Origin of the sequence: Streptomyces hydrogenans, from assembly GCF_014656075.1 — a bacterium.
Classification (GTDB): domain Bacteria; phylum Actinomycetota; class Actinomycetes; order Streptomycetales; family Streptomycetaceae; genus Streptomyces; species Streptomyces hydrogenans.
On record NZ_BNBS01000093.1, the window covers coordinates 22793 to 32159 of the forward strand.

The window sequence follows — 9367 nt, forward strand, 5'->3', positions numbered from 1 at the left end:
CTCCCCACGGATACGGCTGCCTGTGGCCGGTCCGTTTCAGCGTGGCAGAGGAAGCGGGCGCGGGACCTGCGAGAAGGCTGCGCGTTCACGCCGTTGCGTGGACACGCCAGCGCCCCGGCAGCGGGCGGGCGCCGAGCACCGTCGCCCGCTTGTGGTGCACGCTGACCCGGTCCGGGCGGGCCGAGACGGTGACGGTGCCGCCCGGGGTCCGCACCGCCCCGTCGACCCGGGGCACGACGGTCCCCTCCAGCGCCCCCGCCGCGCCCAGCGCCACCGCGCCCGGCACCGCCAGCCGCGGATGCCAGCCGCCGACGGTGAGCGCGCGCACCGAGAGCCCGGCCGCCGTCGCCTCGACCGCGGCGATCTTCGGGAGCGCGGAGTCCGGCGGGTGCCCCAGCAGCCGGGCGGCCTCGGCGCGGAGCGCGAGCAGGTGCGCCTCGGCGGGCGCGCGGACGTGTCGGGCGTCCACGAACACGTAGGGGTTCCCGTACGAGACGAGGCTGACCGGCACGCCGAGCAGCCGGTCCCGGGGCCGGCCGGTCGGCAGCGTGCCCGGGGCGTCCGGGGGCCGCAGGAAGTGCAGGGTGTACGCGTCCCGGCCGCGCGGCTCCGGCTCGCACAGGACGGTGTCGCCGGTGGTGAGCGCGCGGACGGTCACCGGGCCCGGGCGGCCCTCGGCGACGACGCAGGCGAGCAGCGAGTGCCCGCAGCCGGCCCGGAAGTCGAACCCGCCGTCGGGCAGGCGCTGCACGAACCGGTACCGCAGGCCCCCGGCGCCGTCGTCCCCGTACAGCGCGATCTTGCGGTACGCGGCCGGGAGCCGGGCCAGCTCGCTCCCGAGCCCCAGCTGACCGCCCGGCACCCGGTCGAGCGGGACGACGAGCGTCGGGCCGGGGGCGTCGTGGGCCCGCACGAGGAGCGCGGTGCCGGCGCGGGTGGGCCGTCGGTCCGCGGGGCTGCACGGACGGGCGCGCGGAACGGCGCCCGCCACGGGTGCCCGGGCGCGGCCGGGCGCGGCGTCCGTGGTGCGCGCGTCAGGCCGCCGCATAGTTCGCGGGGATCTGGAGGGTGCGGTGGACCTCGGTCCAGAGTTCGTGGACGGCGAGGGCCCAGAGGGCCTGGGCGTCGGGGCGGTTGGGGTGGGCCAGTTGGCGGGCCAGGAGGCGGCCGACGCGGTCGGCGCGGACCTTGCCGCCGAGGACGAGGCGGGCCGGGGAGAGGAGTTCGCGGACGGTGTCGAGGAGCGGGCCGCCGGGCGCGATCATCGCCTCGACCGGCAGGGTGAAGGGCTGCTTGGGGCGGCGCAGGACGGACGCGGGCAGCAGCTCCGCGCCCGCCTCGTACAGCGCGCGCTTGCCGGTGCGGGCGGCGGACGGCAGGGCGCGGGCGTGGGTGACGACGGCCGGCTGGCAGAAGGGCAGCCGGGCCTCGACGCCCCACGCCATCGCGAGGTGGTCCACCCGCCGCAGGTGGTAGGCGGGCAGCCGCCACCGCGTCTCCAGGGCGGTCGTCGCGGTGACCCGGTCGACCCCGGCCGCCTCGGCGGAGCGCAGCTCCTGTTCGACGCGGTCGGCGGCGGAGCCGGTGTCGGCGATGTGGGCGCGGTAGTCGGCGGTGTAGAGGTGCTCGCGGAGCATGCGGGGGGCCGCGGAGAGCGCGTCGGCGTAGGCCGCGGCCCAGTCGGTGCCGGGCGGGGCGGCGAGGGCCGCCGCCATCCGGTCGTATCCGCCGAAGAGTTCGTCGGCGCCGTCGCCGGTGAGGGCGACGGTGAAGCCCTTCTGGCGGACGGCGCGGAAGAGGGCGTAGGTGGAGAGGGCGATGGGGTCGGCGTTGGGCTGGCCGAGGTGGCGGACGGTGCGGGTGAGGAGGGAGGGGAGCTCGTCGGGGTCGAGGGCGATCTCGTGGTGGACGGTGCGGGCGCGGCGGGCGACGGAACGGGCGTGGGCGGCCTCGGAGCCGGGCCAGTTGCCGCGGTAGGTGAGGTGGAAGGTGTGCGGCGGCTCGGCGTCGGTCTCGCGGGCGTGTTCGGCGGCGAGGGCGGTGACGAGGCCGGAGTCGAGGCCGCCGCTGGTGACGGCGCAGACGGGCACGTCGGCGGCGGCGAGCCGGCGGACCTCGCGGCGCAGCACGTCCTGGGTGTCGCCGAGGGGCGTGGTCCGGTGCGGGGCGCGGCGGCGGACGACGGGCGCGGCGCCGGGCCGGACGAGGGCGGTGGCGCCGGGCGGGAGGACGCTGACGCCGTCGAGGGCGGTGCCGGCGGAGAAGGCGGTGCGGGTGGCGAGGACGGTGTCGAGGGAGTCCACGCGCGGGGCGAAGCGCACGCCGCCGAAGGCGAGGAGCGCGGGTACCTCGGAGGCGAAGCGGGTGGAGCCGTCCTCGGGGTCGTGGTGGAGGTGCAGCGGCTTCATGCCCAGGTCGTCCACGGCCAGGACCAGTTGGGCCCGGCCGGGGCGCAGGTCGAGGACGGCGACGGCGAACATGCCGTCGAGGTGCTCGGCGAAGGCGGGTCCGTGCTCGGCGTAGAGGGCGGGAAGGAGGGTGCCGTCGCAGCGGTCGGGGAAGCGGTGGCCGCGGGCGGCGAGGGAGCGGCGCAGTTCGGCGTGGTTGTAGATCTCGCCGTTGAGGACGGCGAGGACGCCGGGGAGGTGCGGGAGGCGGTACGGCTGCTGTCCGCCGCGGGGGTCGGTGACGGCGAGCCGGTCGCAGCCGAGGGACCAGCCGGGGCCGCTGAGCACCCGGTGTTCGTCGGGGCCGCCGTGGCGCTGGCGGGCCGAGGCCGAGGCGAGCGCGGCCGGGTCGGGGCGGGCCGCGTTGGCGGCGAAGGAGCCGAGGATCCTGCACATGCCGGTCGCCTCCGTGTCATCCGGAACCTTTGATGGGCCGTTCAGTAATTTGAATCTACCAAGTTTTTGAATGGCGCGTAAGTGCCATGTCCAGTTCACGCCACGGATCGGCCTTGCGACGCCCCCTCGCCGCCAACAGGCTGGACGCATGGAGGACTTGGCGACCGACCACCCCACCGACCGCAGCGCCCCGGAATCACTGCTGGTGGTGGCCGCGCACCCGGACGACATCGAGTTCTGCGTCAGCGGCACCGTCATGCGGTGGATCGCGCGCGGCACCCGCGTCACCTACTGCATCGTCACCGACGGCGACGCCGGCGGATACGACCCGATGCTGCCCCGGCAGGCCATGGCCGACCTGCGGCGCGCCGAACAGGTCCACTCGGCGAAGCTCAGCGGCGTCGCCGACGTCCGTTTCCTCGGCTACCCCGACAGCTTCGTCGAGCCGAGCGTCGCCCTGCGGCGGGACCTGTGCCGGATCATCCGGGAGGTGCGGCCGCAGCGGGCCATCATCCCCTCCCCCGAGATCAACTGGGCCCGCGTCGCCGACCTCCACCCCGACCACCGGGCCGTCGGCGACGCCTGCCTGCGCGCGGTCTATCCCGAGGCGCGCAACCCCTTCGCGCACCCCTCGCTCCTCAAGGAGGAGGGCCTGGAGCCGTGGACCGTCCACGAGCTGTGGCTCATGACCGGCCCCACGCCGAACCAGTACATCGACGTCACGTCCGTCTTCGACCGCAAGGTGGAGGCACTGCGCCTCCACACCTCCCAGACGGCCCACTTCGACGACCTCGCGGGCCTCCTGCGCACCTGGCTCTCCGAACACGCCACGGCGGCGGGCCTCCCCCCGGGCCGCATGGCCGAGGCGTTCCAGACGGTCCACATCGACTGACCCCCGGGGACCGCGCGACCGGGGGCGGGCGCCCGGCCTCAGACGTGCAGGTCCGGCGGGAAGCCGGTCCAGCGGAGGTCCGCGGGGAGATGGGCGGTGTCGTTGTAGACGAGCAGGGCCGACGGGCGGCCGGGGGCGTAACGAATCACCGTGAGCGCCGCGTTCGCGTGGTTGAGGCCCATCCACCGCCAGGCGGGCGCGTCCAGCGCGTCCCGGACGAGCCAGCCGACGAGGAAGTTGTGCGTGACGAGCAGCTCGTGGCGCGGCTCGTCCCCCGGCACCGGCCCGGTGAAGCGGGCCATCGCCTCCGCCGCCAGCTCCGGACCCCGCTCCCGCTCCTCGGCGGGGAACTGCTCCAGGAACCCGAGCATGCGATCGGCGATCTCCGCCGGCAGCTCCGCGCGGGCGGGCTCGTACGGGACGTAGTCACCGGCCGCCTCGCCGGATTTCACGGGCACCCCGTCGAGCCGCTCGCCGATCAGCCGCGCGGTCTCGGCGGCGCGGGCGAGCGGCCCGTGGTGGACGGCGGCCAGCGGGACGCCCCGGAGCCGGTCGCCGAGCAGCGCGGCCTGCCGCCGCCCCGCCTCCGAGAGCCCGCTCTCGTCGGGCGTGGCCTCGCCGTGCCGGGTGAGGTAGAGGTAGCGGTCGGCCATGGTGGTGTCGTCCGTGCTGGTCATGCCAGGTCGGACGCTCCCCGGGACCGTCCGGTTGCGGACGCCAGCAGCCCCGTCCACAGCCGGGCCCGGCCGCGCCGGTCCAGTGCCTCGTGGGCGGCGAGCAGCCCGCCGGTGACCGCGCCCATGAACCCTCCGGCCAGGACGTCCTGGCCGGCGAGGTACAGGCCGTCGTGGGCGGTGCGCGGCCGCAGCCGGTCGGCGAGCCCGGGCCCGTGGCCGTCCCCGAAGGCGGCGACGTCCTTGGCGAGGCCGTAGAGGCTGCCGCCGGGCCAGCCGGCGAAGTGCTCGGCCGTCAGCGGGGTGCCGAGCTCGTGGTACGCCACCCGGCCCCGGGTGCGGGGCAGTTCGCGGTACAGCCGGTCGAGCAGCCGCTCGGCGAGGGCGGCCTTGAGGGCCAGGTACTCCGGGTCCCGGTCCCGCCACCGCGAGCCCCGGAAGGGCGCGAACAGCTCGGGGTCGACGAAGGCGAGGATCTCGCCGGTGGACCGGCCGGGGTGCCGGGCGGTCCAGGTCGGGTCCTTGGCGCAGGAGAAGGAGAGGAACAGGCCGCTGGTAGGGGCGGCGGAGCCCGCGGGGAGGCCGCCGGGTGCCGGTCCGGTGCCGCCGTCGAGGACGCCCTTCCCCGCGCCGGCGTCGAAGAAGGCGTCGCAGTCGCCGTCGGTGACCATCAGGTTGTGCCGGGGCAGGCCCAGTTCCGCCGGGTCGCCGTCGAGGCCGAGGAAGAGGAGCACGAAGGGGTAGCCGTTCCGCAGGCCCTCCAGGGGGTCGGGCTCCGGGGCGGCGCCGGACGGACGGGGCAGCAGGGTGCGGTAGGTGTGGTGGGCGCCCGCCGCGCTGACCACGACGGGGGCGCGCACCCGGGTGCCGTCCGCCAGGACCACGCCGGTCGCCCGGGTCCCGTCGAGCGTGATCCGGGCGACCGGCGTGCGGACGAAGACCTCACCCCCGGCGGCGCGGACCGGCTCGGCCAGGGCGCGGGCGATGGCGGCGCTGCCGCCCACCGGGTACCAGGCCCCGGTCCTGAAGTGCTCGAACAGCACCGCGAGGAGGAAGAAGGGCAGCCGGGAGGAGGAGTCGGCGAGCAGCAGCACGCTCGGGGTGAGCACCGCCTGCCGCAGCCGCTCGTCGCGGACGAGTCCGGCCACCACCTCGCGGGCGGGGCGCAGCGCCTCGGCCGGGACGGCCGCAGCCCTCAGCAGCCGGGCGAGCCGGCGCGCCACCGGCCCCGACAGCCGACCGAGCGCGAGGGCGGGCAGCACGGCGCGGCAGCGGGCGATCAGCCGGAACAGCGCCTCGATCCCGGCCCGTTCGGCCGGGAAGCGGGCGATCAGCCCGGCCCGGTAGGCGTCGAAGCCGACGGGGGCCCGGTGCACCTCGCCCGCCAGCCGGTACTCGTCGTACGGGTCCCCGAGCGGGGCCCAGCGCAGCGCGCCGCCCGTCAGGTAGTCCGACAGCACCCGGACGGGCTCGCGCGGCGCCAGCTGGCCGACGTAGTGGATGCCGACGTCCCACTCCCAGCCGCGCCGCCGGTAGGCGTGGGTGTAGCCGCCGGCGGTGTAGTGCTGCTCGAAGACCGCCACCCGCCGGCCCTGCCGGGCCAGGCAGACCGCGGTGGTGAGCCCGCCCGCCCCCGAGCCGATCACCACGGCGTCGTACGCGTCCGCCACCTCGCCCGGTGCGGGCCGCCGCCCCACCAGCACGCCGCGCGTCACCTCCGCCTCCCCCGTCGGGGGGCCGGGATGCCGGGAGGGGCGGTGCGGGAGGGGGGACGGGGCACGGGTGTCGCTCCCTGGGTGACGGACGGGAAGGGGACACCCGGTGGAACGTTCCGGCGGGGGCGGGGTTGCGGGCGGCCCCGCGCCGTCACCTGGACGGGCCGCGAGCCGGGTTGACGTCCGTCCGGCCGCTGGGCCGACCGGGGGCGGCCGGTAAGGGGTCGGCGGCGCCGAACGAGTGGACTCGGGGCCGGTCCCGCCGACGGGCCGGGCGCCGGCGCGGGTGCCGGTGCTGATCTGGCAGCGCCCGTACGCCCACGGCCCGCCGCCCCCGGTCCCCCACCGGCCCCGCGGGCCCGAAGCCCCCCACGTCCAGAAGGCGCTCCCTCATGCGACGCACCACCCCCCGCCGCCGGCTCCTCGCCGCCGTCCTGCTGCTGGCGGCCGCCGCGCTCACGCCCGCCGCGCTCCCGGCCACGGCGGCGCCCGTCCCCGCCCCGGTCCCGCTCGCCGGCCCGGACCGTCACGGCGACGGCGCCTGCGCCGGCGGGGGCGGCAGCAGCCTGCCGCCGGCGCTCACCTCGCGCCTCGATACGACCGTCGAGAAGGTCCGCCGGGACGCCGGGATCCCCGGGCTCGTCGTCGGTGTCTGGATGCCGGGGAAGGGGTGCTACGTCCGGGCCACCGGGGTCGCCGACAAGAAGACCGGCGAGCCGATGTCGACGCGGGGCTACCTCCGGATCGGCAGCGAGACGAAGACGTTCACCGTCACGGCGCTGCTCCAGCTCGTCGACGAGGGGAAGGTCGGGCTCGACGACCCGATCGACGACTACGTCCGGGGGGTGCCGAACGGGCACGAGATCACCCTGCGGCAGCTGGCCGGGATGCGCAGCGGGCTGTTCCCGTACACCGCGGACCCCGACTTCGAGCACGACCTGCTGAGCGCGCCGGAGCGGCCGTTCAACCCGTGGGAGGCCGTGTCGTACGGCTACCGGCACGCCAACACCTTCCAGCCGGGCGCGACCTTCCAGTACTCCAACTCCAACCTCGTCCTGCTCGGTCTGGTCGTCGAGAAGGTCACCGGCCGGCCGCTGGCGCGGGTGCTGCACGAGCGGGTGATCCGGCCGGCCGGGCTGCGGCACTCCTTCCTCCCGAAGGGCGCGGAGTTCCCGGAGCCGCACCCGCGCGGCTACACCGACCAGACGCTCAGCGGCGCGACCGCCGACGCGACCGACTGGAACCCGAGCTGGGCGTGGGCGGCGGGCGGGATGATCTCGGACTTCGCCGACCTGCGCCGCTGGGCCCGGGTGGTCGCCACCGGTGAACTCCTCAGCCCCGCCACCCAGGCGCAGCGCCTCAAGACCCTCCCGACCGGCTTCCCGGGCACGTCCTACGGGCTCGGGATCCTGGACACGAACGGCTGGATCGGGCACAACGGCTCGCTGCCCGGGTACGAGACGGTCACCGTCTACCTGCCCTCGCAGAAGGCCACCCTCGTCCTGATGCTCAACACGGACTCCCTGAGCGGCGGCCAGGAGCCCTCCACCCTGGTGGCGCGCGCGGTCACCGGGATCGTCACGCCGAAGAACGTCTACGCGGGCTCGGTCACCCCGCGCGGCTGACCGCGCCCGAAGGGCCGCCGGGGGAACCGGTTCCTCCGGCGGCCCCACGGGTACGGGCTGTGCATGTCAAAGGGCTGGGGTTGGTGGTTCCTCGCGGGGTTCGCCGTCTGGACGTTCTTCGCCGTGCAGTGGACCGAGGTCGGCTGCGACTACCCGGAGGCGTATCTCGCCGTCATCCGCTTCGGCACGCCGGAGGGCCTGGAGTTCCTGCCGGCCTGCGCCGGGTAGGGGTGCGTGCCTACGATCGGGACATGAGCGCTGACGGTTCCCGCTGGTCCCTCTGCTCCCGCGACTCGTTCCTGTCGATCGGTTCGGTCGGCTCGACGCTGTCGATCGGCTCCGTCGGGTCCTTCCTGTCCGTCGGGTCGGTGGGCTCCGCCGCGTCCGTCCTCTCCGCCGGCTCCTGGGCCAGCCTCGGCTCGGTCCTCTCGGCGGAGTCCCGGTGGTCGGTGCTGTCGTGGCGCTCGCACCGCGGGGTGATGGCGGCCGGAGCCGCGCTCACCGCCGCGGCGGTGCTGGTGCTCGCCCGCCGCGCCTGACGCCCGCGGGTGCCGTGACGGCCGTCAGGCGCGGTTCTCGATCTTCGTCCTGAGCGCGGTCAGCAGATCGCGGAGGAGCGCGACGGACGTCTCGTCGGTCAGGGTGCCGTCCGCGTCGAAGCGCTCGTGCGAGCGGAAGAGGTGGACCTCCGGCTTCACCACGACGTCGCTGTCGGTCCACACGAAGACCTGGCGCAGCGCCAGCTGCGCGCGGACCGTGCCGAAGTTGGTGGGCGCGGCGCCGAGGATCGCGATCGGCTTGCGGTGCAGCGGCAGGCCCTCGGTGCGGGTCCCGTCGGTGGAGATCCAGTCGATCGCGTTCTTGAGCACGCCGGGCACCGAGTAGTTGAACTCGGGGGTGGCGATGAGCAGGCCGTCCGCCTCGGTGACCCGGCGGCGCAGTTCCGCGACGGCGGCGGGGCGGCGGTCGGGGTGGTCGAGGTCCTGGTCGTACGGCGGGATCGCGCGGAGGTCCTCGTAGATCTCGATGTCGAGGCCGCCGGGGTTGAACTTGCGGGCGGCGTGCAGCAGGAGCGTGTTGTGCGAGTCGGCGCGGAGCGAGCCGGAGACGGCGAGCACGGTGGCGGTCATGGAATCCCCCTGGGTGACGGGCCGTCGGCGGGTGGTGGAGGGCCGGCGGCGGTGCGACGGGGACGAAGCTAAACCGATCGGTTCAGCCTGTCAACCAAACAGTTCAGTCTTGACAGTGAACCGAACGGTGTAGTTCTCTCGCGGCATGACGACCACCCGTCCGGGGGCCCACCCCGTCACCGCCCCGCGCGTTCAACTCCCCTCCCACAGACGCGGCTTACTGCTCGCCGGGCTCGCCGCCCCGGCCGCCGCCGGGGTCTCCGGCCCCGCTCTCGTCGTGCCCCAGGCCGCCGCCTCGCTCGGGGTGTCCGTGGGCGCGGCGGCCTGGCTCCTCACGGTGTTCGGGATCGGCATGGCCGCCGGCACACCGCTGCTCACCGCCGCCGGACGGCGCCGGGGACCGGGCGGGACGCTGCGGGTCGCGGCGGTCCTCGTCCTCGCCGGAGCCGCGCTCGCCGCCGCCGAGCCCGGCCTCGCCGGCGCCCTCG

The 9367-nt window shown here is 76.0% G+C and carries 9 protein-coding genes and 1 pseudogene; 5 read left to right on the forward strand and 5 right to left on the reverse strand.

Annotated features, from left to right (window positions below; genetic code table 11):
- Window positions 1-85: 85 nt before the first annotated feature.
- Window positions 86-1048 (reverse strand): 2-methylaconitate cis-trans isomerase PrpF family protein, encoded by a 963-nt coding sequence (locus tag IE321_RS30050; RefSeq protein ID WP_190225210.1) that lies wholly within the window; start codon window positions 1046-1048, stop codon window positions 86-88.
- Complete coding sequence (gene asnB / locus IE321_RS30055; protein WP_190225211.1) at window positions 1035-2843, reverse strand: asparagine synthase (glutamine-hydrolyzing); 1809 nt, start codon at window positions 2841-2843, stop codon at window positions 1035-1037. The genes IE321_RS30050 and asnB overlap by 14 nt, the downstream gene beginning before the upstream one ends.
- Before the next feature lie 148 nt (window positions 2844-2991).
- On the opposite strand from asnB, the gene IE321_RS30060 reads away from it, so the two are divergent.
- Window positions 2992-3735 (forward strand): PIG-L deacetylase family protein, encoded by a 744-nt coding sequence (locus IE321_RS30060; protein ID WP_043226760.1) that lies wholly within the window; start codon window positions 2992-2994, stop codon window positions 3733-3735.
- A 38-nt stretch (window positions 3736-3773) separates the two neighbouring features.
- On the opposite strand, the gene IE321_RS30065 is transcribed toward IE321_RS30060, so the two are convergent.
- Window positions 3774-4412: a histidine phosphatase family protein gene (locus IE321_RS30065; RefSeq protein ID WP_226652030.1), complete on the reverse strand. Its 639-nt coding sequence runs from the start codon at window positions 4410-4412 to the stop codon at window positions 3774-3776.
- Window positions 4409-6124 (reverse strand): phytoene desaturase family protein, encoded by a 1716-nt coding sequence (locus IE321_RS30070; RefSeq protein WP_190225212.1) that lies wholly within the window; start codon window positions 6122-6124, stop codon window positions 4409-4411. Before IE321_RS30070 ends, IE321_RS30065 begins: the two co-directional genes overlap by 4 nt.
- 392 nt (window positions 6125-6516) lie before the next feature.
- On the opposite strand from IE321_RS30070, the gene IE321_RS30075 reads away from it, so the two are divergent.
- The 3 genes from IE321_RS30075 (at window position 6517) to IE321_RS30085 (ending at window position 8288) form a co-directional block, all read left to right on the forward strand.
- The gene (locus tag IE321_RS30075) at window positions 6517-7749 is read left to right on the forward strand and encodes a serine hydrolase domain-containing protein (protein ID WP_190225213.1); all 1233 of its coding nucleotides are present in this window, start codon (window positions 6517-6519) and stop codon (window positions 7747-7749) included.
- Window positions 7750-7812: 63 nt separating this feature from the next.
- Window positions 7813-7977, forward strand: a complete 165-nt coding sequence (locus IE321_RS30080) for a hypothetical protein (protein ID WP_158983402.1) — start codon at window positions 7813-7815, stop codon at window positions 7975-7977.
- Between the two features lie 23 nt (window positions 7978-8000).
- Window positions 8001-8288 carry a hypothetical protein gene (locus tag IE321_RS30085; protein WP_043226818.1) on the forward strand — a complete coding sequence of 96 codons (288 nt, stop codon included), beginning with the start codon at window positions 8001-8003 and terminating at the stop codon, window positions 8286-8288.
- 24 nt (window positions 8289-8312) lie between these two features.
- On the opposite strand, the gene IE321_RS30090 is transcribed toward IE321_RS30085, so the two are convergent.
- Window positions 8313-8879, reverse strand: a complete 567-nt coding sequence (locus IE321_RS30090) for an NADPH-dependent FMN reductase (RefSeq protein ID WP_190225214.1) — start codon at window positions 8877-8879, stop codon at window positions 8313-8315.
- 145 nt (window positions 8880-9024) lie between these two features.
- On the opposite strand from IE321_RS30090, the pseudogene IE321_RS30095 reads away from it, so the two are divergent.
- A pseudogene (locus tag IE321_RS30095) lies at window positions 9025-9367 on the forward strand (MFS transporter); the annotation flags it as partial.

What these genes read in the sequence shown, in the direction of transcription:
- IE321_RS30050 (WP_190225210.1), bottom strand. Translation starts at nt 1,048, where the DNA reads ATGCGGCGGCCTGACGCGCGCACCACGGACGCCGCGCCCGGCCGCGCC.
- asnB (WP_190225211.1), bottom strand. Translation starts at nt 2,843, where the DNA reads ATGTGCAGGATCCTCGGCTCCTTCGCCGCCAACGCGGCCCGCCCCGAC.
- IE321_RS30060 (WP_043226760.1), top strand. Translation starts at nt 2,992, where the DNA reads ATGGAGGACTTGGCGACCGACCACCCCACCGACCGCAGCGCCCCGGAA.
- IE321_RS30065 (WP_226652030.1), bottom strand. Translation starts at nt 4,412, where the DNA reads ATGACCAGCACGGACGACACCACCATGGCCGACCGCTACCTCTACCTC.
- IE321_RS30075 (WP_190225213.1), top strand. Translation starts at nt 6,517, where the DNA reads ATGCGACGCACCACCCCCCGCCGCCGGCTCCTCGCCGCCGTCCTGCTG.
- IE321_RS30080 (WP_158983402.1), top strand. Translation starts at nt 7,813, where the DNA reads ATGTCAAAGGGCTGGGGTTGGTGGTTCCTCGCGGGGTTCGCCGTCTGG.
- IE321_RS30085 (WP_043226818.1), top strand. Translation starts at nt 8,001, where the DNA reads ATGAGCGCTGACGGTTCCCGCTGGTCCCTCTGCTCCCGCGACTCGTTC.
- IE321_RS30090 (WP_190225214.1), bottom strand. Translation starts at nt 8,879, where the DNA reads ATGACCGCCACCGTGCTCGCCGTCTCCGGCTCGCTCCGCGCCGACTCG.